The organism is Vibrio hepatarius, from assembly GCF_011806575.1.
Classification (GTDB): Bacteria; Pseudomonadota; Gammaproteobacteria; order Enterobacterales; family Vibrionaceae; genus Vibrio; species Vibrio hepatarius_A.
Genome location: NZ_JAATOO010000005.1, coordinates 193,930 through 217,476 on the forward strand (window position 1 = coordinate 193,930; position 23,547 = coordinate 217,476).

Consider the following 23,547-nt stretch of genomic DNA (forward strand, 5'->3'; position numbering starts at 1 on the left):
GCTTGCTCACGCCTAGGAAAGTCTGATCTTAAAATATCAACTCAAGATCGGATTCTACTTCCATAACGCTGCCAGAGACGACCATCGATAGCCGATAGTCCAAAGGCGATCAACGCCATTCCTAATAAATGAATTAACTGCAAAGATTCGTTCAGGAATAGCGCCCCCAGCACAATAGCAGAGACTGGAACGAGCAATGTCACCAGCAGTACATTGGTTGCACCTGCCAGCTCTAGAATTCTGAAATAAAGAACATAAGCGCAAGCGGTCGATGCGACGGCAAGCGCAGCAATCGAGGTCCAGGTGCTCGCGCTTATAGCGGTAACAGCAAGAGGGCCATCAACCAATAATGCCATTGGAAGTAGCACAAGCGTTGACGCGGTGACTTGCCCTGCTGCTGTAATGATGGGACTAATACCGAGTGATTTAAATCTTCGCCCATACACACCTGCAAAGGCATAAGATATGGTGGCTGCGACGATAGCAAGTTGCGCCAACAGGTTATTTTCCCCACCGAGTGTGGGAACGCCTATCATCACTGCGACACCGACAAAACCCAAAATAACACCAAGCCATTTAAGCGGGGTCGGTTGCTCGTCAGGCAGCAACACACCAGCAACTATGACAGCGAATATCGGTGTAGCCGCATTAAGAATAGAAGCGAGCCCAGATGCAATTTGTGTTTGTCCCCATACGATCAACACGAAAGGGAAAACGTTGTTCAACAGCCCCATCCCTAGAAACGAAGTCCATACTTTCAAAGATTTAGGAGGACGCAAGCCAATCATAATTGCAATTGCCCACAAGGTAAGCGCGGCAATTCCAACCCTAAGCGTCACTATCGTCAACGGTGGAAGTTCATTAACTGCCACTCCAACAAAAAAGAACGAACCTCCCCATAATATGGAAAGTAGAGCAAGCATGGCCCAGACTTTCGGCGTCATCGCGTGGTTAATAGAAGCTGTCATTGTTAGTGTTATCCTTTCTACTGACTGTTCAGTTCATATTAGTGACAGCGATGACCGCAAAACATCCGAATATTGCGCCACATTCCAAATTTAGGGTTTATACCAATCAGAAATTATCCGGCAAGAATCAGATGGTAACACCGACCATGATGTGCTGAGATAGTCTTAAAACCTATTAAAGTGATCACAGTTATGCCGAAGTTATCTGACAACGAAATGAAACAAGCAGTAGAGCAAAGAGACGCTTCCTTTAATGGGCTGTTTTACTACGGTGTAATCACTACAGGTGTGTTTTGTTTGCCTTCATGCTCAACCAAATCGGCGAATCCTGAAAATCTAAGATTCTTTGTGGATATCGAATCCGCCATGCGCGCAGGGTTTCGTCCTTGTAAACGTTGCAATCCAACAGGACAAGATAAGCGTATCAACAACCTCATTGATGTCGCTCGTTACATTGAAAATAACGCCGAAGATAAAATGACGCTTGCCCAGTTAAGCAACATCGCAGGGCTTTCCCCTTCCCGACTACAACGCTCTTTTAAAGATCTATTCGGCGTGTCGCCAAAACATTATAAGGACGCAGTACGAATGCAAAAATTCAAGCGTTCCTTAAAAAACGGAGACGGGGTTACGGACGCGATTTATTCATCTGGCTTTGGTTCAATCAGTCGGGTCTATGGCGATGCGACCAGAAATATAGGTATGACACCCAAAGCTTACCGAGCAGGAGGCAAAGATGAGATTATCCATTACGCCTGTCGAGACACCGCTATTGGATGCATGATAATGGCCGCAACAGATAAAGGCGTGTGTTCAGTACAATTTGGTGATGACAGCGATTCTCTCGTTGCGCTTTTATCTGATGAATTTCCCAACGCTGAACTTGTCCATTCGATGGCACAAAATGCACCCGAGCTGGATAACTGGATGATCGCGCTAGATAAGCATATTAGCCAAGGCGCGCCAAAACCCGATGTCCCACTGGATATTAGAGGCACTGCATTCCAGTTCAAAGTATGGCAATTTTTGCTCAGCATCAAAGAGGGGGATGTCATGAGTTACGGCGAAGTTGCCGAGCAAATTGGTCGCCCGAAAGCGGTTCGTGCTGTCGGAACTGCTTGTGGAAAAAATCGGATCGGAATACTTATTCCTTGTCATCGCGTATTGAGAAGCAATGGAGAATTAGGTGGGTATCGCTGGGGACTTGAACGGAAAAGAATCCTCTTGGACAAGGAACGGACAAAGCGCGAGTCGTAATGCTCATAACACCAGCTTAGTTGCTCGTATTCGATTCAAAAAACAGCAGACCGAATACAAGCTACTGCTTCTTCACTGCATCGAGTGCAAACCGATCATATTGCCCTCGGTATCACTGACAATCGAGATACAACCGTACTGCCCGATGGAAAACTTGGGATGAATAACGCTGCCTCCCGCGTCGGCGACGCGTGATTCTTCCGTGGCGCAATCGTCGCAAGCGAAGTAAACCATCGTGCTGTTGCCCCCCGCTTGCACCCCGTCCATTTTCGCCAGTGCGCCTGACGCGCCGTAATCTTCCATAGATGACGGAAAGCCAAGCATCTGAACACCGACATTCGCTTCATCTCCGATTTTCTCTAACGTGACCTTAAATACCGCCTCATAAAACGCTTTTGCTCGTGCCATGTCATCGACATAGATTTCGAACCACGCAACTGGATTTTGCATGTTATCTCCTAATTTCATTTCGTCTTGCCCGCCTTTAAAACTAGACCAACGCGCCTCAGTTGCCACTCGCATTGTGTAAATCTGTCCGGCTTTCTCATCAATAATAAAACCCTAACATCGTGCACAATGTGCGATAGAATGGAGCGAAATTGAACACAACCCAATTGATTGACTTCTTTATGCTCAAGATATCCAATACCGTTACCCTACAAGACTGGGAAATCCAACTCACAGCGATTCGAGCGCAAGGTTCGGGCGGTCAGAATGTCAACAAGGTATCTTCCGCGATCCATCTTCAATTTGATGTCAAACATTCCACTCTGCCAGACATCTACAAAGAGCGCATTCTGGCATTGAGCGATTCCCGGATTTCAAAAGACGGCGTGATAACGATTAAAGCGCAGCAGTTTCGTACCCAAGAGCAAAACAAAGAAGACGCGTTGAATCGACTGGCTGAATTGATCCGCGCAGCAATGGTGGTACAAAAGAAACGTCGAGAAACCAAACCGACCCGTGCATCCAAAGAACGCAGACTGAAAGGCAAAAACATCAAATCGCAAACCAAATCTTTACGAGGCCGGGTGAAGCATTGATTGACTCCAATAAAAAAGGCTAAGCAGATTGCTCCGCTTAGCCTTTTTTGTTTTCCCTTTTACTCGGATTTATCTGCGTCCACTTTCTCTGCTTTGTTGCTCTCAGGATTAGGCAGCTCTTTACCAATCATCTTATGGCCTTTTTCCCTGAAACGCTGGAACACTACGTAAAGTGGCGGGATGATAAAGATAGCGATCAGTGACGAAGCAAGCATGCCACCAAACACCGCCGTACCAACCCCACGACGGCTCAACATACCCGCGCCGATAGCAATAATCAGTGGGATAAGACCAGCGATAAACGCAAAACTGGTCATCATTACCGCTCTGAAACGTAATCGCGCGCCCTCCACAGCCGCATCGACAATCGACATGCCGTGCTCCCGCTGTTCTTTAGAGAACTCGACGATCAAGATACCGTTCTTCGCTGACAGAGCAATCAACACCACGATACCTATCTGGGCGTAGAGGTTGAGTTCCAGATTGGCCAACAACAAGGTCACTAGCGCGCCGAGCAAGGCGACCGACACCGACAGCAATACCACCGTTGGGATGGTCCAGCTCTCGTACAGCGCAACTAAGAACAAGTACACAAACAGCAAGGCGAACGCCAAAATTGGCCCAGTCTGACCTGCAGCGAGTTTTTCTTGCAACGCGTTGGTGGTCCACTCAAAGTCATAGCCCGGTGGCAGCGTTTCCGCCGATAGGTTTTCCATCGCGATCAGCGCATCACCAGACGCTACGCCAGTAGCCGGGCCACCATTGATAGTGATAGAGCGGTTGTTGTTATAACGAATGATCGATTGAGGGCTCAGCGTCAGTTTCGGTTCGGTAAACACCCTAAGCGGCACCATCTCACCTTTGTTGTTTCGCACGTGAATACGCAACATATCGCTGAACTCGTTACGATCTTCTTCGTCCCCTTGAATGTTGACCTGCCACGTACGACCAAACAAGTTGAAGTCGTTGACATAGAAGCCACCAAGCGTGGTTTGCAACGCCATAAACACATCCGCTACATTGATACCCAATGTCTGCACTTTGTCTCGGTCAATTTCTAGGAACACTTGCGGCGTATCGGCGGTGTAGGTGGTAAACACGTTGGCGAGCAAGGTATCTTGATTCGCCGTTGCCACCAGCCCGCGTCCAACAGCGGCTAAGTCAGCCGCACTGCGGCCTTGCAAGTCTTTAAGTTGATATTCAAAACCCGAACCGGTACCTAAACCGATGATTGGCGGTAGGTTGAATGGAAAGATATTCGCACCTTGGATCGCAAGAAACTCTTTATAAAGGTTTTGCATGATCGGGTGAACATCTAACGCAGGGTCTTCACGCTCTTCAAACGGGTTAAGCGCCACCGCGAAGAAGGCGGAATTTGATTTCGCTTGGCCGTCAATCACACTGAAACCAACCACGTTGATGAAACTTTCAACCCCTTCTGTTTTGAGCAAGATGTCTTCAACTTTCTCAGCAATTGCCGCAGTTCGGTTCACAGAGGCACCTTCAGGTAACTGAACCTCAATCATAAACGCACCTTGGTCTTCATCGGGTAAGAAGCCAGACGGCACTTGCTTACCCACCAAGTAAATTGCGCCGAAGACAAGGACTAACGCAACCAAACTCAAACTCGAAACCCGCACGAAACGTTTTACCACTCCCACATAGCCGTCTCGGGCGTAATCAATCCCCGCCATCAGCTTACTGATAAGGCCTTTTTTGTTGTGCGAACCCGGTTTTAGCATAATCGCACACAACGCAGGACTGAGCGTTAGTGCGTTAAGGGCCGAAATCAGCATTGAGCCAGACACCGCTACCGCAAATTGTTGGAACATCTGCCCGGTAATACCCGGGATAAATGCCACCGGCACAAACACCGCAAGTAACACGGCGGTAATGGCGAGAATAGGACCGGTAATTTGTCCCATGGCTTTTTTCGCCGCTTCTGCAGGTGTTAACTCGGGCTCGGTTTCCATGATGTGTTCAACGCTTTCCACCACGATGATCGCGTCATCCACTACGATACCGATCGCCACCACCAGTGCCAATAGCGACACAGTGTTGGCGGAAAAACCCAGTGCCGCCATGATGATAAACGTACCGATGATCGATACAGGTACGGCAACAATCGGAATCACCGTCGCACGTAAGTTGCCAAGGAAGACAAACACCACGATGACCACCAGCACCAAGGCTTCAAACAAGGTATGTTGAATCGACTCAATACTCGCTTCAACGAATTTGGTCGTATCGTAGTTAACATCATATTCGAGGTCATCAGGAAAACGCTCTGACAAACGTGCCATTGCCGCCCTGATCCCTTGTGCGGTTTCAATTGCGTTCGCACCCGGCGATTTATAGATACCAATTACCGCCGCCGAACCACCGTTAAAACGACCGTAGGCATCCGCCACTGCCGCGCCCAACTCGGCTCGACCGATATCTTTGATGCGAATAAATGAACCATCCGGATTGGCGCGAAGCACAACGTTCTCGAACTCTTTGATGGTGGTTAAACGACCTTGAGTATTGATGTTGAGCTGGAATTGTTGGTCGTCTGTCATTGGCTGAGCACCAATTCGACCGACCGCAGCTTGTATGTTTTGCGAACGAAGTGCACCAACCACATCGTTGGTGGTTAACGCCAGATTGGTCATCTTATTGGTGTCTAACCAGATCCGCATACTGTAGTCGATACCATAAAGAATCGCGTCACCAACCCCTTTAACCCGCTTCAACTCATCGAGAACATTGATGTTAGCGTAGTTACTTAAGAACAGCGTGTCATACGTCTGGTTGGGTGAGTATATTGGAATGGTTTGCAGCATCGCCGACGATTTTTTCTTGGTTTCAACACCGCTTTGTTGCACTTCGGCTGGCAACTGCGACATCGCCAAGTCGACCCGGTTCTTCACGTTTACCGTGTTAATATCTGGATCCGTACCGACTAAAAACGACACCGTAAGCGTGTAGCTACCATCACTACCACTGGTGGACTTCATGTAGAGCATGTTGTCCACCCCGATAACGCGTGACTCAATCGTCTGTGCCACGGTCGCTTCGATAACTTCGGAGCTGGCGCCGGGGTAGAAAGTGCTCACCTCTACCTGAGGCGGAACGATGTCAGGAAACTGCGCGACAGGTAAACGCGTTAAGGAGACAAGGCCGGCAACCGTTATCACCAAAGAGATAACGATTGCGAATCGAGGCCGATCAATAAATACGTCAGATAACATTACATGCCTCCTCCTGCTGAAGAAGCCTCAGTCGCGTTGACTTTCATCCCAGGACGAACTCTTTGCCCACCCTGAACAACGACTTTTGCACCTTCTTCAAGCCCACTGACCACCACAACCATACCTTCTACACTGTCCCCCAACTCAATACGGGTGACTTGAATAGTATCGTTGTCATCGACGGTCAATACATACGCACCAATCTGGTCGAGCAACAAAGCCCGCTGAGGTACAGCCAGCTTCATATCAGCGTCACTTTCTTCCAGCACCACATCAAGCAGTTGTTGGTGAACGAGTAAGCCATCAGGGTTAGGGAACTCCGCCCGTACAATGGTGGTATCGGTACTAGGGTTAGAAAGCACATCGATAAAATTCACTTTACCGACATGAGCATAATCATCTCCGTTGGCGAGGCGAATTTTGACCACCGCGCCACCAAAGTCGAGTTCACTGTTGGTTGACTGTTCGCGAAATGACAGCAGTTGTCTTTGACTGACCGGAAAGTTAACGTACATCGGGTCTTTACTAACGATAACCGCCAAGTCACCGCTAAGTGGGCTCACCACATCGCCGACGTCAAAATAGGAAACACCAATCGTGCCAGTAAACGGCGCTTTGATTTCTGTGTAGCTTAGGTTCAGCTCAGCTTGCTCTAGATTGGCTTGCTCACTTAGCAGTTGACCTTGCGCTTCGGTCACACCCGCTATCGCTCGATCGAGCTCTTCTTGGGAGACCTGTTTTCTTCTCACTAACAGTTGGCGACGATCTCGCTCAATTTCTGCCAATTTTAGCGTCCCGCGTAGACGGAATACGTTACCTTTGATGGCATCGACTTGCGCTTTGTATTGCGCTTTCTCAATACCGAAGAGTACTTGGTCTTTAGTGACCACATCCCCTTCATTGAAGCTGATCGACTCCAAAAAACCACTCACACGGGCTTTGAGCGCAACACTGGAAACCGCCTCAGCCCGACCATTAAACGTTACGCTCGGCGTCACGGATATTTTTTCAATCGATTGTACTGTGACTGTGGGCAACGCTTCTTCTTCCGCCGCATAGAGTAACGTCGGAAAAGAAATGAGCAATGAATATGAAACTACTAGAAATGTCAGTGCAAAGTGCCGAGTGTACATTTTTCACCCCAAATAAAATCAGTCCGGTTGAAGCAACTATAGTAAGAAAACGCTCACTAACTGGTCTCATTTATAAGAGTGACGAAAGGAAGCTCAGGAATAACATTTTTTATCTATCAATTGAGGAAAAGGTCACTGATAAAGTGCAATTTGTTACGCTTCAACAATAGACATATTTCAACTTTTTGGCATGGAGTTAACCTGAATCAGAGCCGTGAAAATGACAGGTCAGAACTCAATAAGGCGAGACCAAAAAAGCCCCAGTTCGATGTGCTGGGGCAAAAAAGGCAATGAATATATAAAACAAACGTAGAAAGGATAAACCGTTAGTCCAATTGGTCTTGGAAAATAAACCCTTGGCTCTCAAGTGATTTCTTAATATGCGGGAAGTAAATCTGACCGTAGTATTGGCTGGTCGATTCCGCGTAACTTGGCATGTCTTTCAAGCCAATATTATCCCACCATTCACGTAGCTCTATGTCGTACTCACGCATACCTTGAATGACAAGTGCAGAGTCGTACTTTTCGTACATCGCGAATGATTCCACAGGTACACGAGGCTTCACAGGAGAAACAGACGCAACGTCAGTCACACCAATCGTAGTGCCCACCAATGGGAATGTATTTGCAGGCAAGCCTAATAGCTCAACCATTTTGTCTGGGTTAGCACGAATACCGCCGATGGCCGTTGTGCCGTAGCCGAAAGACTCAGCTGCGGTTTGCAACGCGTTAAGCATAATGCCCGCGTCCACCGCGCCAGCCATAATGCCTTCAGCAGAGCGGTTGATCACGATCTCTTTGTCCACATCCGCCATTGCAAATGCTGCACGGTGGTAATCGACAACAACAGTAATGAACACATCCGCTGATGCAACTTGTGGCTGACCTCCAGCAAATTCAGCGATCTTCGCAATGGTATCTTTATCTCGGATCACGACTAATGAGATTTGTTGACCGTTAACTGATGTCGGTGCTTGTTGCGCCGCCTTCAGGATCTGATCCAAATCTTCCTGTTTTACTGAATCACCAGTAAAGTTGCGAACTGAACGACGATTCAGTTGCTGTTCAATGATAGGGTTCATAATGCTTATCTCGACTTACCTTAAAAACGCCGTTCATAATACAAACTTCCCCAAATACTGGTAGTATCAAAAGTAGCAAAACAGTTTTAACTCAGAGTAACAAGCATGGATAATCTAGAGCTGACCAAATACCTCCCAGCATTCCTTAAAACCGCTTCTGCGTTGAGCTTTTCTCAAGCGGCACGCGAGCTTGAAGTCACTCCTGCTGCGGTGAGTAAATCGGTTAAAGCGTTGGAATCTCACTTGGGTGTGCGGTTGTTCCACCGAACGACTCATGCACTATCGTTAACCGAAGACGGCGAAGTATTTTATCGCTCAGCTTATCCTGCCGCTCATCAACTTAACCTCTTGTTTGAAAACACTCGTAACCTAAAAACCACAGCCAAAGGGCGCTTAAAAGTCACTGTACCCGAAGGCTTTGGCAAACTTTATATTTTGCCGCTGGTTGGCAAGTTTATTGAGCAATATCCAGAGATTGAGCTCGACTTACACTTGGGCGACCGAGCCGTGGATTTGGTCGAAGAAGGCTTTGATGTCGCAATGGGCAACCGGATTGCCGATGACGTGAATATCGTCGCGCGAAAATTAACTAACGTGAAGATTAGCTGCGTTGCATCGCCTTCGCTGTTGGAAAAATATGGCACGCCAACCAGCCCAGAAGAGATCGGTGATATACCGTGCGTGCTGTTTCGCTCCGCAACAACCAGCAAAATATTGAAGTGGTATTTTGTGAACGCCGATGGTGAGCTTCAGCTCTATGAACCAGCCAACCCGGTTGTGACTGTTAATAACGTTGAGTCATTGTGTGAGCTAGCGAGCTATGGAGTCGGGATCTCGGTAGTCGCGACTTTGCAGGCAAGTGAATATATCAAAGCAGGTAAACTGGTTTCGATCTTACCGGAATTCAACCTCGAACTTCCCCCGCTGCGCATCTACTACGCATCGAGGGATAATCTACCTGCAAAAGTGCGAGCCTTTATCGACTTTATCGTGGAGCACTTGCAAGTCGAGTTATAGCCATCACCCTACAGGTTTTTCCACGCTGTAAGATTGCAGCGTCGCGCCATAAAGATGTAATAAAGGCTCATCAGTAACGCATACGCACTGGTGCCTAGCATCACTTCGTTTGCCAGTGTTAGGTAAGTGGTGGTTGGTGGGTCGTAACGGAAGATTGCGCTGAAGGCAAAAAACAACACGAAAAATTCCACACTCAAAACCAGGAAGTTACGCCAAATCGGTTCGTAGTAAGAAGGTCTTACCTTAATGCCCAGCTTACGCAAAAATCGGTGGGAAAATGCGTTGTGGCTAGAAGAGCGAATGCCCGCACTTTCCAACTCTGCAACGGCTATCTCTAGCTTAGTTTCGTAACTCATAACTCGTATATCTATCAATAAAAAATGGAGTCTACTGTAAGCGTTGAAAAACGACACCGATTAAGCTCAAAGTTTTTAAGACCTTAGCAATTAAAGTCGTATCGAATTGTTACTAAGCTCGCGCAAAGTCTGCAAAACAGTATGCTCTATCTATAATTAACTAAGTTACTAAGGTGGTAAAAGGAAGACCACATGAACACCTTAATTTTGTCTGTATTGCTGCTGTCTACACCCGCTCCCACCGTAGACGCTAGCGCTCTGCCATTGAAGTGTCGCTTACTTAAAACCGCTGATAATTTCTGGTTTTATCGCGAGCAAATGATCTACAAAACAGACCAATTTGCGATCTTTCAAAACTTTAAAGGCCGCGCAGTAACCCAAGTAGATTTGAAAACCAGCGAGCTAATAAGAACGACGTACATCGGCTCGCCGTATGATCCTAAGTATCAGATCTTAATGGGTAAATGCACCGATACCCAGCATGTTATTAAAATATGGGATGTCAGCCAGCCACCTTATGATAACTAGAGCGTAAGCAGAAAATCCTTCTGGCTCGCAAATGTGGATGTTCATTTTATTGCGCCTATATGATCACAAATTGATAACATTTTCTCCTGTAGCGATAATTTCAAATTAGAATAAAAGCTCAGCCAAAAATAAACACAAGGAAGAATGATGGAAGATTTGCTTAAAGGGTTTCCGGTGATCACGGAAATTCCTGTCGCTTGGGGCGAAATGGATGCGCTACAGCATGTTAATAACGTGGTGTATTTCCGCTACTTCGAAACCGCTCGACTTGAGTACTTCAACGCGATCAACCTGCTTGTGAATTTAGGTCAAAGCCAGATCGGCCCGGTACTAAGCGAAACCAACTGTCGTTACAAACTGCCGATAACGTACCCTGATACCTTGCTAATCGGCTCTAAAGTCATTGATATTAAAGAAGATCGTTTCACGATGGAATATCGCATCGTGAGTAAAAAGCTCGGCAAAGTAAGCACTGTCGGTCATGCCACTGGTGTGATGTTTGATTTCAAAAACAACTGCAAAGCAACACTACCGGAATCGATTAAAAACTCGATTCTTGAACTTGAAGCAAAAGCGGATTAATCAATGAATTGGCACTGGTTTGCTCTCCACTCGCCAGTGCCAAATTTGACCACAGTTATTCCAGTTGATATTCCTCACTCACACCGCACTCGGCAACAAACTCATCATCATGGCTAACTAACACAAATGCACCTTGGTATGCACGCAACGTGCACGCTAACAGCCGTTTTGAATCTAAATCGAGGTGGTTATCGGGTTCATCAAGCAGCAATAGCGGCGACTCGGCTTGGTGCCCGACTACCAACATCGCCAGCTTCATTTTCTCGCCGCCACTGAGTTGTTCAACTAGCCGAAACACACTATCACGTCGAAACCCGAGCCCCGCCAACAAAGTTCGTGCATCCGATTCCAGCAATCCAGCACAGAACTGCATCATGTTATCAAGCATTGAACAAGACTCGTCTAGCAGGCCAAAGTGCTGGTCAAGATAGAACACACGGGTATTCATGCGTATTTCGCCATCCAATAAATTTTGCCTACCAGCAATGACATGGAGCAACGTGGATTTACCGCAGCCATTACGACCGCTTAAGCGTAAGCGAGCTTTTGCACTGAGTTGTAAGGTGATTGGTTGAGCACTACCAGCTGGCAACTGCGCGTTTATCATCGTCACCAACTTGCTGCCACTCTGATTACCCTCGTTCAGCTGCATCTTCTGAGGTTTTAGCCGTTCTTGACGCGCTTGCAAGTCCTGCGCTTTTGCTTGCAGTAAATCCTTGCGACTGGTTTCGTTCTTTAGGCGATTTGAAGCAGCTGCGGTGGCTCGACTGCGCATGCCATTTAGCAATATCTTGGGCTGACCACCCTGTTTACGGATTTTATTACCTTGAACGGCGCGTTGCTCAGCCTTTTCTCGGTTCAATTGTGCTTGCTGCGCCAAATGCTTTTGCGCTTTTTGTATACTGAGAACCTGTCGTTCAACCGCGTCATTTTCTATATCCTTTTGCTTACGGTAAAAATCATAGTTGCCACCATACTCGGTCAAACCCAAGTTGCTTAACTCCCAGATATGTTCCATCTCGCGGAGCAACTGGCGATCGTGACTAATCAATAATATTGCATTGGGATAATCGCGGATCTGTTGCAATAGCCACTCTCGAGCTTGACTGTCTAAGTGGTTGGACGGCTCATCAAGCACCAACAGGCCCGCTTGTGACCTAAACAGTTGCCACAATTGTAACCTCGCCAATTGTCCACCGCTGAGTTGATGACAGTAAAAGTCAGGGTTATCTGGCAATCCCAAAGCAACTAACTCACTGCTTAACGCCTGCCTAAGCTGCCACTGTTCACCGACGATATCGAACCACTTTTGGTTGCAGTCACCAGACTCAATCTGCGTCAGTGCTTTGAGAACAGAGTCGAGCTTAAGATACTGCGCGATGGTCAACTCGCTCGACAATAACTCAGAAGGTAGCTGGGAATAACGGGCGACGCTGGTGTGCAGCTCTACCGTGCCTTCAGTGGGCGTCAGAGTTTTGGTTAAGAGTGCGCTCAGTAGCGACTTACCGATACCATTTCGGCCGACCAAACCGACGCGACGCTGGTTTAAGGTGCAAGAGAGCTGGTCAAACAACCGCTCACCGTTGTCGAATTGATAGCTGATTTTATTTGCTTGTAGCAATGGCATAACTTGCCTCCTGTTGAACAGGATTATGCGTAGCAATACAGAAAGGCGCACAAAGCACTTGAAAAATAACGTGGTGTGGAAGTTCTGTGTCCGCAATTCAGCGGGAACGAAGCTACGCCGACTAACCCTGTAAATCCGATTAATAAAAGTAAAATTGGATGTCAGGTGTTAGTTGTTCATCGTGGCGTAATCTCCGAGAAAAGTGATGCCGTGAGTATAGGCGTTTTTTTAAGCAAATGGCAAGTCATTGACTCGGGGAAGCGTGTGAACTCCCCCGAACGATTTATTTGGCGATACACATTGGACTGCTGGCAATCGGGTCATTGACAACGTACTCGTTGCGAAAGATTCAGTCCAACTGTTTGACGGTAATCCGGTTACCAAACTCAAAGACTTTTTCCGCGCACACGTCGATACAGCGTCCACAACTGATGCAGTCCTGACTCATCACTCGGCGGTCGCCTTCTTTAAGTGGCTGCCTGAGTACTTCTGGCTCAGGACATACGTAGTAACAGTCCATACATTTAGTGCAGTCTTCGCGGCGAACCGCCGTTACGCGCAGTAAGCTCTTACGGCCAATCACACCATACGTCGCGCCTAGCGGACACAAGTGCCCACACCAGCCGTGTTCAACCAGTAACAAATCCAACGCAAACACTAAACCGATCAAAATCCAGCCTGCGCCCATGCCAAACACCAATCCGCGATGAAGCGTTGCAACCGGGTCTATCCACGCCCATAACACTGTACCGGATACCGCGCTGCCAACCAGCAAAACCGGAATCAACCAATAACGGATTTTAGGTGACCAACGATAGCTGGTTTTTAAATTCAATTTACGTCGCAACCACGCCGCCAAGTCGGTGACGATATTGAGCGGACAAACCCAAGCGCAAAACGCACGTGGACTGATTAGAGCGTAAAAACCGACCACCACGGCAAAACCAATCAGTGCGGTTAGCTCTGGCATATGCCCCGCGGCGAGTGATTGAAGAATGATCAGCGGATCACTAAATGGGATCACGTCAAACAAGTTGCTTGATGAAAGATTCCCTTTGAGAATGCCGACGGTCGGTCCAGCGATAAACAACCCGATGATGGTTAACTGACACAGGCGACGAAGAATCAAAAAGCGGTGTGCACGCCACCAGCCCAACTCGCGAATCGCATCTCTACCGGCATCTTTTGCTAAGTTCTTGGCCATTACAACTTACCTCCCAAGCTCTCTAGCGCATCCGCGGGAACTTCAGGCGCAGAGTTCTCTAACGGTTTGGTCAACTCTTCCCAGCCCAGCTGGTAGTGTGAGCCCATTTTACCTTTTGCCAACTCAGTTGGAATGATCTTAATCGCGGCAATTTCGGTTACGCACGCCTGTTCGCATTTGCCGCAACCGGTGCACTTATCCGAGTGAACCGTCGGGATCAACTTGGCGTGATAACCCGTGCGTTCATTTCGCACGTGTTCTAAGGTGATGGCTTCATCGACTAATGGGCAGACACGGTAGCAAACATCACATCGCAGCCCTTGCCAGTTGAGGCAGCTTTCGTGGTCGATCAGAACCGCAGTTCCCATCCGCGCGTCATCAATATTGGTCAGATTCGGATCCAGAGCCCCCGTTGGACATACGGGGACACACGGGATGTCTTCACACATTTCACAGGGAATATCTCTCGCGTTGAAATACGGCGTGCCTGATTCAACTGACGAAAGTAAGGTCGCAAGTTTTAGCGTATCGTAAGGACAAGCCTGCACACACAACCCGCAACGAATACACGCTTTTTCAAACTCACCTTTGGCCAACGCACCTGGCGGCCTGACAGGTACACCTGCGCCGCCTCGCGCCTGACTTTGTGTCGATTGCAAACCCAGCACCGTTGCTGCCGCACCCACACCCACAGCGGTTCTCGCCGCGTCACGAAGAAAACGGCGTCGACTTTCCGATGTTTTCGATTTCGACGAACTCATAACCCACCACCTTAGCCAGTACATCTTGTGTACCGGATGACGTATTCATTGCCTCAGTTAAATTTAGCAACCACAAACTATTTATGGGCATTTTCTTTAGTGATTTGTAGTGGTGATATACCCCTAAAGAGGTGTATCCAAGCTGGATTGATGCTTATCAATAAAGCGAAGTGATTAGGCGCTCATATTAACGAATTAACCCATCGACCAAACAAGACAAGGATGACTTATTAACCTCACCGAAATAACTGCATAGTGAGTTTTTTGTCACACGAACTTTCCTTGCAAGAGGGTATCCTTATAGAATGTATGGTTTTATTAAATCTGCGAGGGATGACATGATTGAAATCATCATCGACGGAAAATACCGAATTGTTGAAGAAGGCTCGACCTTGCTCGAAGCCGCTAAAGTCTGTGGTGTAGACATTCCTTCACTGTGCGGATTAAACAAATCAGACGAAAAAGTGCCGTGCGATTTGTGCATGGTTGAAGTAGAAAGCGGCAGTATGCAACGCGCCTGTGAGCTGGGCGTGTATCGTGGACTGAACGTAAAAACACAGTCTGACGCACTCAGTGCACACCGAAAACAGGCGCTCAACCGCATCATGCAAGACCACTACGCCGACTGCGAAGCGCCGTGCAAAACCGCGTGTCCAGCGGGTGTCGACATCCAGTCTTACCTCTATTTCATCGCGCAGAACGACCATCAGAAAGCGATCGAAATCATCAAACAAACGCTGCCGATGCCACTGTCAATTGGCCGTGTATGCCCAGCATTTTGTGAAAGTGAATGTCGACGCGCTTTGGTTGATGAGCCGCTCGCTATTCGTCAATTGAAACGTCATGCAGCAGATGCAGATCTCGCTGCGCATGAAGCGTACGTTCCTGAGAAAAAACCAGCCAAACCTTACTCGATTGCGATTGTTGGTAGCGGTCCTGGCGGACTGACTGCGGGGTATTACCTGTCGAACGAAGGTTACCAAGTCACCGTTTTTGAGGCGATGCCGAAAGCGGGTGGTTGGCTGCGCTATGGCATTCCTGAATACCGATTGCCAAAAGATATCCTCGACAAAGAGATCGAGTTGATGTGTCGCAACGGCATGACAATCAAAACCAATCATAAACTCGGCGAAGATTTTACTCTGTCGCGCTTGAGTGAAGAATACGATGCGGTCTGCCTTGCAGTCGGCGCGTCGCAAGCGGTTGAAATGCATTATCCAGGTAGTGAATTGAAAGGTTGTTACTTGGGTGTCGATTATCTCAAAGACTACGTCACCAACCAGCAATACAAAACTGGGGAAAAAGTCGCAGTCATCGGCGGCGGTAACACTGCGATTGACTGCGCGAGAACCGCTCGCCGAGCGGGTGCCGAAACCACGCTTATCTATCGTCGTACCCGCGAAGAAATGCCCGCGGAAGATTACGAAATCGAAGAAGCCGCACACGAAGGCGTCAACTTTTTATTCTTGACTAATCCGGCAGAAAACCTCGCCGATGAGCACGGCCATGTCCAGGCGATCCGCCTTGAACGTATGGCACTGGGTGAACCAGACTCTTCCGGCCGCCGTCGCCCTGAAGCCACCGGCGAGTATTTCACAGAAGCATTTGACACTGTGATTGCCGCGGTGTCACAAAAGCCCGATTTAAGCTTTTTGGAGAACGACGATTTGTCGATTCCACTCACGCGCTGGAATACGTCTGAATCCGACGATTCCACCATGCACACCGGAACAGGCAACTTATTTAGTATCGGGGATTTTCGCCGTGGCCCAGCCACCGCAGTAGAAGCGGTTGGCGATGGAAGAATCGCAGCCAAAGCCATCGACCTGTTCCTCAATGGCGACATGATCGACATGCCAAGACCAGCGTTTAACTCACGTAAAGAGAAAAAGCTCTCGCAGGTCGACCCACTTCAGTTTGAAAACATTCAGAAAGTCGCTCGTACCATCATGCCAGAGCTGACACCTGCACAACGAGAGCAGAGCTTTGCTGAAGTCGAGCTAGGTTTTGATAACCATGACGCGATCCAAGAGGCGGCGCGCTGTTTGGAATGCGGCTGTCAGGCAAACACCAGTTGCGATCTGCGCGACTACTCGACCGAGTATGGCGCAGAGCAACACTTTAACCACTCGGTGGAAATCAAAGACCATCAAGACTGGTTAACCTTACGTGCCAAAGACCCACGGCATAAATTCGCGGTTGACCGTAGCTCGCAGTTTATCAAGTTTGATGCCAACCGCTGCATCAGTTGTGGTCAGTGTATTCAAGCCTGCCGAGAGCATGCGGTGCATGGGGTGCTCAACTTTGTCACCGACCAACACGGCCGCCCCGCTCTAAGGCCGGATGACCGTCCGCACTTTGGTTCTAACAAGAACGGTAAAGTGGCGATGGGCGATTCGCAATGCGTGCAATGCGGCGCGTGTGTACAAGCCTGTCCGACGGGCGCGATGGTCGATAGCCGCGATAAATCGCAAGGCCGCAGTGAGACGCTGAAAAAAGTCGATACCATCTGTACCTACTGCGGTGTGGGTTGCAAACTCACCATGCACGTGGATGAAGCCGCCAATACCATCCGTTACGTTACGGGAGCGAACTCTCCGGTAAACCAAGGTATGTTGTGTGTGAAAGGTCGCTTTGGCTTCGATTTTGTCGCCAACGATGCGCGCCTGACTACGCCGCTGATCCGCAAAGACGGTTGGCTACAACCCGCTAGCTGGGACGAAGCCATCCAGTTGATTGCCGATAAGTTTACCGCGATTAAACAAGGCTTTGGTGGCAACGCACTGGCAGGCTTCTCTTCGGCAAAAACCACCAACGAAGATAACTACGCGTTCCAAAAATTCATTCGCCGCGAGCTAGGAACCAACAACGTTGACCACTGCGCGCGCTTATGTCACGCCTCCAGTGTAACTGGGTTAGAAGCCTCATTGGGCAGCGGCGCGATGACCAATGACATCCCGAGCATCAAACACTCGGACGTGATTTTCATCATCGGCTCGGATACAACATCGGCGCACCCAATCATCGCCTCACACATCAAGCAGGCCATTCGCCACCACGGCGCGCGTCTTATCGTCGCCGATCCAAAACGCATTGATATGGCGGAACACGCCGAGTTGTATCTCTCCCACAGACCGGGCACCGACGTGATGCTGCTTAACGGCGTAATGCAGCAAATCATCAAACACGGATGGTATGACCTTGAGTACATTGAAGAGCGTGTCGACGGTTTTGATACGCTGTTGCAAGAAGTGATGTCTCCTGCCTATGCGTTAGATAAAGTTGCGCTGGTGACTGGCGTTAGCGCCGATGACATTTTCGCAATGGCGCGGATGATAGGTACCGCAAAACGCACCGCGGTGTACTACTCCATGGGCATTACCCAGCATACGACAGGTCACGATAACGTGCGCTCGATTGCCAACCTGCAATTGCTGTGCGGCAACATTGGTATTGAAGGCGGCGGTATCAACCCATTGCGTGGTCAGTCAAATGTGCAAGGTGCGTGTGATATGGGCGCCTTGCCAAACTGCTACCCAGGCTATCAGAAGGTCTACAATCCACTGGTCAGCCAGAAGTTTGCGATTGAATGGAATGCGCCAGATCTACCTAAAGAACCCGGACTGACGCTGACCGAAATCATCGATGCAGCGTGCAAGCGCGAAATTCGTGGCATGTACATCATGGGCGAAAATCCGGTCTTAAGTGACCCGAACCAAGCACACGTCATCGAGGGGTTAGAAGCGCTCGATTTCTTGGTGGTACAAGACATCTTCCTGACCGAAACCGCGCAGTACGCCGATGTGGTGTTGCCGTCATGCTCGTTTGCTGAGAAATCAGGGCATTTCACCAACACCGAACGCCGCGTACAACGCATTAACCCTGCGGTAAGAGCGCCGGGTGACGCGAAAGAAGATTGGTGGATCATCCAACAAATCGCCAATGCGATGGGCGGAGACTGGCATTACAACAAAGTTGCCGACATCACCGCTGAAATCGCGCGTGTAACGCCACAGTACGCCGGATTACTGTGGAACAGCATTACACCAGATGGCGTGCAGTGGCCGAGCAACAAAAACAACCCGAATGGTACTCGCATCATGCACCAGACTCAGTTTACCCGAGGCAAAGGGCAGATGGTTGGAGTACCGTTCCGCTATGCCGCAGAGCTGCCAGATGAAGAATACCCATTGGTACTGACTACCGGACGTGTTCTGGAACAGTTCCACACTGGGACGATGACGCGCAAAACCAAAGGACTCGACAAACTGGCTGGGCCAAGAGCGATGATCAGCGTGCAAGATGCTGAAGCACTGGGCATCAGCAATGGTCAAAGACTGCGCGTTTCCACCCGCCGAGGTGAGATTGAAATTGATGCATTTGTGACCAAACGTATCCAACAAGGGGTGATTTTTATCCCGTTCCACTTTGTCGAGTCGCCGGTCAATCGCTTAACCACAACTGCGACAGACCCACACGCTAAGATCCCTGAGTTCAAAGTGGCGGCGGTCAAAGTGGAACCATTGGTTGAGTGCACTGCCGAAGATGCGCAAGTACACTAAATCCTCTTCTCTCTAACGGCAAAGCCAGCTCATTTTGAGCTGGCTTTTTAATTTCCGTATCGCATTATTTAATCAGCGAAAGTATCTCTTTAAACTCTGGGTTTCGGCAGTCTTTCACCAGCTCGTACAAACACATTTCCAGCCCAGTTAATTGAGCACCTTGGCTAACCAATTTATTAATCCCCAACTGTTTGTTTTGTATTGTTCGTGAAGAAACACAATCCTCAACGAGCTGCACTTCATAGTTTTGCTTTATTAAATTCACTGCGGTTTGATAAACACAAATATGGGTTTCAATCCCACAAACCAACCATGTTTCAATATCGGCTTGGTGGATCGCTTGCATGATTTCGGGCTCTGAGCAGCCGTCAAAGGTAAACTTAGTGATCGCTTTTTGCTCAGAGAGTAAATTCGATAACTCTTCAACTGTTGCACCTAGTTTCTCAGGATTCTGCTCCAACCAAACAATCGGTAAGCCTAATATCTGCGCCCCCTTAATTAACTTAGTGCAATTCTCAATCAATAAATCACTGTCGCTTACAATCCTTGCTAACTTACCTTGTACATCGACAACGATAAGTCCAGTGTTATTTTTATTTAACATTACTCTTCCCTTCACCAACTTGTTCTATTTATACAAATACGTGGAATGAAATGGAGGTTTAATCAACCACGAACTTTTATTAAACGATAAGTATAGTTGGACTTTCTTCTAACCAGAAATATCACTTTAAAAAAGAGGGAACTTATACTTGGGGTGTCTGTCTCACTAATGTTATCTGTCACAAGTTTCGCATCAACTTGCGCTTAAAGGTGATCAAATTCCCACTCAAAAACCTCACTTTGCCCCTTTCTTCGCAGGGGGTATAGGCAAATTCTTACAAAAAACAATAAAACGACGTTCAAAATCAATTGAACACCGTACAAAATAGACTAAAGAATCCAACCAATAAATTCAATAACTTACATATAAAAACAGATTCAATGTGTCTAAAAATTTATTCTTTTATAATAAAAAGTTATTATTTTACTAGTCGTTTATAAGAAAATTCCTATCATGGCAACATAATTACAACACCGAGCGACTTCTTATGGTTTATTTAAGTGATGACAGCAAACTGGGTAGAGGAACAACCAGAACTTGTTATCAGCATCCTGAGAATGAAAATTTATGCATTAAAGTGATGCACGGTCATTCAAAGCTGAAAATAAATTTCTTGGAATTCAAATTTTACCAGAAGCTAGCAAGAAAAAAGGTTCCTCTAGAACATCTACCTCAATGCTATGGTTTCGTTGAAACCAATTTGGGTAAAGGGTTGGTCTACGAAAGAATAAAATCTGATTATGCGGACAATCTTGAGCAAATTGTCAAACGTCGACTTTTGCCAAAGAACAAGATTATTTCGATGCTGAAGGATTTAGAGAATTACTGTTTAGATAATATTATTAGCATGTGCGATCGTGGGCTACGTAATATTATTCTAAGTAAGAATAAGCTGTATTATATTGATGGCATTATTACCAATAAAAAACGCAAGTCATTTTTATATACTGGGTTATCTTTTCTTTCTCGTAGAAAAACCCGTAAGACCATTCGAACCATGATTCATACTCTGGAACAGGAGTATTAAATAAGTGAGATAGTGGCATCGAAATATGAGGATTTCCTCGTTGACGATGCCACTATTTGATTACGCAGTCTCTAACTCTACCAAGCAATCAATTCTACTCATCTCGCCATTTTCAATCATGAAAAACGCATCTTGTGGTAAATCTTGCTCCCAGACTTGCTCGTAACTCATATCCATCAAAGCGCCGCGCAATACCGCTCCTGTCAGCGCGTGGCTGACCACCACTACATCACCATCTTCGGGTAAGTCATTCAACCAAGATACTAGTCTCGCTTTCACCGACTGATACGACTCTGATTTTGGCGCCTGAAGATACCAATCGCTTTGTGATAGCAAGTTAGGCTGCTCTGCCTCTAGGCTAGGAATGGTTCTTTGTTCCCACTCCCCTAAAGCGAACTCTTTGAGCCTCTCGTCTTGGACGATTTTAGAAGCACAGTGGCCAACTTGTTCACACACAATCGTCGCCGTCTGAACGGCACGACCCAACGGGCTGGCATACACTCGATACGTTCGCTCACCTAGATATTCACTTAGTGCTTCACCAACGCTGCGTGCTTGAGCGAGTCCTTTAGCGGTGAGTGGTGAGTTGCAGTGTCCTTGGAGTTTTTGCTCCGCGTTAAACTGTGTTTGACCATGTCTTAATACAAATATTCTTCTTGTCACTTTGATTCCCTGTCTTCGGCTGTAGCCCATAAAAAATATCGTAAATGCTACGGCGGTGCAAAAAGCCATATTTGGGTCAGTTTTGACTCACGGTCCAACCTTAAACCATGATTAGCGTGCTGCACTCGTCCACTGCTTCTGCACTCTGTGCATGCTTTTCCCGACTAAAACGATCAGCACTGAGCCAATCAGCACTGGCGTGAAGATAAAACTCCAACCTTGCCCAGCCAACATAATCAGCATCGGGTTGGCACCTGCAGGTGGATGTGTCGTTTTGGTCAGTAACATCACACTCACCCCCAAACCTGTCGCCAATGCCAAGGTCAACGGAGTCACTCCCACATATTGGGTAAAGGCGACACCAATGATCGCCGTTAGCAAGTGACCGAATATCACATTCTTAGGCTGGGCCAGCGGGCTATCTGGCACGCCAAACACCAATACCGTCGTTGCACCAAAGGGGGCCATTACCAATGCGACTTCACTCATCGACACTTCCAAAAATGACAGTAGACCTATCGCCAATGCAGCTCCAATTCCAGCAATTACCGACACGTTTAATTGATTCATCGTTTGCTCCTTCAAAAGTAGACCGATTTGTCTACAAAATTAAAATAGACAAGTCGGTCTACTTTTGTCAAACTGTTTTTAAACGCGGAGGATTTATGAGTAAAAAGCGTCAGTTGCTGATCGATACAGCGCTCGATCTGTTCTATAAAAATGGAATTAACTCGATTGGTATCAACGAGATATTGAAAGTCTCGGGGGTGGCAAAGCGTACGCTCTATACACACTTTGACAGTAAGGAATCACTGGTTTTAGCGGCGCTGACACAAAGACATCAGATCTTCTGCACTTGGTTAGCCGACCAAATCGCCGACTCAAACGATGATCAGGAGCTGATAGAAGACCTATTCAAGGCTCTTGAGCGATGGTTTAACAGTGCAGAAGCGGCACTAGGCGATTTTCGCGGTTGTTTCTTTATCAATACCGCCGCGGAATTTAGCGATGTGAACAGCGAAATCGCTCGCTACTGCGCGCAGCACAAGCAAACAGTGCGAGAGATCATTCAGCGTCAAATGACCACGAATAACCCACTATTGTTGGATGCCATTTGCCTACTAAAAGAAGGCGCGATCACAACAGCGTACATGACAGGGCAAGGGAAGCAAGCAAGTGAGAAGAGCATCCAAATTCTAAATGCTCTAAGGCAAGAGTCGTCTAGGTCGTGTTGACTTAGTTAATCGACGTGAATTTCAGTTTGCGGATACTCAGCGTGTTGAAACATCAGCTCAATATCACTTTTCAGCACGCGACTTTCAGATAATGGCGGTAACTCATCCAAGGCGAAAAAGCCGATATCCGAAATCTCAATATTAGTTTGTGGCTGACCAGATTCAAATCGACAGAGGAAAAACATCTTATAGATGTGTTGTGGGTATTTGGGTAGATAGGCATGCACATCGCGGTCTTTAATCGCCACCAGTTTGGGATGGCTGACGTGATAACCCGACTCTTCCAGTACTTCTCGAATCACACCAGTGGATGGGGTTTCGCAGACATCTGCCCAACCACCCGGCATGGTCCAGCAGTTATCTTCCCGCTCACGAACTAAGAGGATTTTACCGTCTTTGATCACACCAGCGCGTAAGTCCACTTTGGGAGTTGGGTAACCGACCTCTGGCACAAAAAGCTGTTCGACTCGCTCCACCGACATATTCGCTAACTGTGCGATCATTTGATGTGAAATATTGGCAATTTCGTCGAAACGCTCTAGATCGAACTTGTCTTTTGAATAGGCTTGCCCCGCTTGGCTTAACGCCTGCAACTGCTTAGCCCAGTTCATCCATTGGCTCATATGACCTCCCCCGTTTTTCGTCTTAAATTGTAAGCCGAGTGG

20 protein-coding genes and 2 pseudogenes are annotated in these 23,547 nt (G+C 47.7%); 8 read left to right on the forward strand and 14 right to left on the reverse strand.

The features are described 5' to 3' along the window. Positions 1 to 41: 41 nt before the first annotated feature. The gene (locus HCZ42_RS05710) at positions 42 to 968 is read right to left on the reverse strand and encodes a DMT family transporter (protein ID WP_167419772.1); all 927 of its coding nucleotides are present in this window, start codon (positions 966 to 968) and stop codon (positions 42 to 44) included. Between the two features lie 192 nt (positions 969 to 1,160). On the opposite strand from HCZ42_RS05710, the gene HCZ42_RS05715 reads away from it, so the two are divergent. Then, complete coding sequence (locus HCZ42_RS05715; RefSeq protein ID WP_167419773.1) at positions 1,161 to 2,225, forward strand: bifunctional transcriptional activator/DNA repair enzyme AdaA; 1,065 nt, start codon at positions 1,161 to 1,163, stop codon at positions 2,223 to 2,225. Positions 2,226 to 2,297: 72 nt separating this feature from the next. On the opposite strand, the gene HCZ42_RS05720 is transcribed toward HCZ42_RS05715, so the two are convergent. Continuing rightward, on the reverse strand, positions 2,298 to 2,675 hold the full coding sequence (locus HCZ42_RS05720; RefSeq protein ID WP_167419774.1) for a VOC family protein: 378 nt from the start codon (positions 2,673 to 2,675) through the stop codon (positions 2,298 to 2,300). Positions 2,676 to 2,854: 179 nt separating this feature from the next. Here HCZ42_RS05720 and arfB point away from each other — a divergent pair, with 179 nt between their 5' ends. Then, on the forward strand, positions 2,855 to 3,268 hold the full coding sequence (arfB, locus tag HCZ42_RS05725) for an alternative ribosome rescue aminoacyl-tRNA hydrolase ArfB (RefSeq protein WP_167419807.1): 414 nt from the start codon (positions 2,855 to 2,857) through the stop codon (positions 3,266 to 3,268). A gap of 59 nt (positions 3,269 to 3,327) precedes the next feature. Here the strand turns inward: arfB and HCZ42_RS05730 are convergent, their stop codons facing one another. The 3 genes from HCZ42_RS05730 to HCZ42_RS05740 form a co-directional block, all read right to left on the reverse strand. After that, on the reverse strand, positions 3,328 to 6,501 hold the full coding sequence (locus HCZ42_RS05730; protein ID WP_167419775.1) for an efflux RND transporter permease subunit: 3,174 nt from the start codon (positions 6,499 to 6,501) through the stop codon (positions 3,328 to 3,330). After that, positions 6,501 to 7,634, reverse strand: coding sequence for an efflux RND transporter periplasmic adaptor subunit (locus HCZ42_RS05735; RefSeq protein WP_167419776.1), 1,134 nt, complete (start codon positions 7,632 to 7,634; stop codon positions 6,501 to 6,503). Before HCZ42_RS05735 ends, HCZ42_RS05730 begins: the two co-directional genes overlap by 1 nt. Positions 7,635 to 7,960: 326 nt before the next feature. Next, positions 7,961 to 8,716, reverse strand: coding sequence for a nitroreductase family protein (locus HCZ42_RS05740; protein WP_167419777.1), 756 nt, complete (start codon positions 8,714 to 8,716; stop codon positions 7,961 to 7,963). A 105-nt stretch (positions 8,717 to 8,821) separates the two neighbouring features. On the opposite strand from HCZ42_RS05740, the gene HCZ42_RS05745 reads away from it, so the two are divergent. Then, the gene (locus HCZ42_RS05745; RefSeq protein ID WP_167419778.1) at positions 8,822 to 9,733 is read left to right on the forward strand and encodes a LysR family transcriptional regulator; all 912 of its coding nucleotides are present in this window, start codon (positions 8,822 to 8,824) and stop codon (positions 9,731 to 9,733) included. Between the two features lie 8 nt (positions 9,734 to 9,741). Here the strand turns inward: HCZ42_RS05745 and HCZ42_RS05750 are convergent, their stop codons facing one another. Then, positions 9,742 to 10,089 carry a DUF6404 family protein gene (locus tag HCZ42_RS05750; protein ID WP_167419779.1) on the reverse strand — a complete coding sequence of 116 codons (348 nt, stop codon included), beginning with the start codon at positions 10,087 to 10,089 and terminating at the stop codon, positions 9,742 to 9,744. Positions 10,090 to 10,281: 192 nt separating this feature from the next. On the opposite strand from HCZ42_RS05750, the gene HCZ42_RS05755 reads away from it, so the two are divergent. Together HCZ42_RS05755 and HCZ42_RS05760 are read left to right on the forward strand one after the other, a co-directional pair. Continuing rightward, entirely contained in the window at positions 10,282 to 10,617 is a 336-nt protein-coding gene (locus tag HCZ42_RS05755) for a hypothetical protein (protein WP_167419780.1), read from the forward strand. Between the two features lie 147 nt (positions 10,618 to 10,764). Continuing rightward, entirely contained in the window at positions 10,765 to 11,199 is a 435-nt protein-coding gene (locus tag HCZ42_RS05760; RefSeq protein ID WP_167419781.1) for an acyl-CoA thioesterase, read from the forward strand. Between the two features lie 55 nt (positions 11,200 to 11,254). On the opposite strand, the gene HCZ42_RS05765 is transcribed toward HCZ42_RS05760, so the two are convergent. The 3 genes from HCZ42_RS05765 to napG all read right to left on the reverse strand — a co-directional run bounded on the left by HCZ42_RS05765 (position 11,255) and on the right by napG (position 14,791). Continuing rightward, entirely contained in the window at positions 11,255 to 12,826 is a 1,572-nt protein-coding gene (locus HCZ42_RS05765) for an ATP-binding cassette domain-containing protein (protein ID WP_167419782.1), read from the reverse strand. A 349-nt stretch (positions 12,827 to 13,175) separates the two neighbouring features. Continuing rightward, the gene (gene napH / locus HCZ42_RS05770; RefSeq protein WP_167419783.1) at positions 13,176 to 14,030 is read right to left on the reverse strand and encodes a quinol dehydrogenase ferredoxin subunit NapH; all 855 of its coding nucleotides are present in this window, start codon (positions 14,028 to 14,030) and stop codon (positions 13,176 to 13,178) included. Further along, on the reverse strand, positions 14,030 to 14,791 hold the full coding sequence (gene napG, locus HCZ42_RS05775; RefSeq protein ID WP_167419784.1) for a ferredoxin-type protein NapG: 762 nt from the start codon (positions 14,789 to 14,791) through the stop codon (positions 14,030 to 14,032). The genes napH and napG overlap by 1 nt, the downstream gene beginning before the upstream one ends. 338 nt (positions 14,792 to 15,129) lie before the next feature. Between napG and fdhF the strand changes: the two are divergent. Next, positions 15,130 to 19,311, forward strand: a pseudogene (gene fdhF / locus HCZ42_RS05780) (formate dehydrogenase subunit alpha); the annotation flags it as partial. On the opposite strand, the pseudogene HCZ42_RS22095 reads toward fdhF, so the two are convergent. Together HCZ42_RS22095 and HCZ42_RS05785 are read right to left on the reverse strand one after the other, a co-directional pair. Beyond that, positions 19,288 to 19,350, reverse strand: a pseudogene (locus tag HCZ42_RS22095) (hypothetical protein); the annotation flags it as partial. The pseudogenes fdhF and HCZ42_RS22095 sit on opposite strands and share 24 nt — an antisense overlap. Before the next feature lie 67 nt (positions 19,351 to 19,417). After that, entirely contained in the window at positions 19,418 to 19,957 is a 540-nt protein-coding gene (locus tag HCZ42_RS05785) for a hydrolase (protein ID WP_167419786.1), read from the reverse strand. Between the two features lie 487 nt (positions 19,958 to 20,444). Between HCZ42_RS05785 and HCZ42_RS05790 the strand changes: the two genes are divergently transcribed. Then, positions 20,445 to 20,984: a YrbL family protein gene (locus tag HCZ42_RS05790; protein WP_167419787.1), complete on the forward strand. Its 540-nt coding sequence runs from the start codon at positions 20,445 to 20,447 to the stop codon at positions 20,982 to 20,984. Between the two features lie 60 nt (positions 20,985 to 21,044). Here the strand turns inward: HCZ42_RS05790 and HCZ42_RS05795 are convergent, their stop codons facing one another. Next, the gene (locus tag HCZ42_RS05795) at positions 21,045 to 21,647 is read right to left on the reverse strand and encodes a histidine phosphatase family protein (protein ID WP_368484166.1); all 603 of its coding nucleotides are present in this window, start codon (positions 21,645 to 21,647) and stop codon (positions 21,045 to 21,047) included. A 111-nt stretch (positions 21,648 to 21,758) separates the two neighbouring features. Beyond that, a complete protein-coding gene (locus HCZ42_RS05800; protein WP_167419788.1) occupies positions 21,759 to 22,217 on the reverse strand; it encodes an HPP family protein in 459 nt (152 codons plus the stop codon). Positions 22,218 to 22,312: 95 nt separating this feature from the next. Between HCZ42_RS05800 and HCZ42_RS05805 the strand changes: the two genes are divergently transcribed. Then, positions 22,313 to 22,882 carry a TetR/AcrR family transcriptional regulator gene (locus HCZ42_RS05805; RefSeq protein WP_167419789.1) on the forward strand — a complete coding sequence of 190 codons (570 nt, stop codon included), beginning with the start codon at positions 22,313 to 22,315 and terminating at the stop codon, positions 22,880 to 22,882. A gap of 5 nt (positions 22,883 to 22,887) precedes the next feature. On the opposite strand, the gene HCZ42_RS05810 is transcribed toward HCZ42_RS05805, so the two are convergent. Then, the gene (locus tag HCZ42_RS05810) at positions 22,888 to 23,505 is read right to left on the reverse strand and encodes an NUDIX hydrolase (RefSeq protein WP_167419790.1); all 618 of its coding nucleotides are present in this window, start codon (positions 23,503 to 23,505) and stop codon (positions 22,888 to 22,890) included. Positions 23,506 to 23,547: the final 42 nt, after the last annotated feature.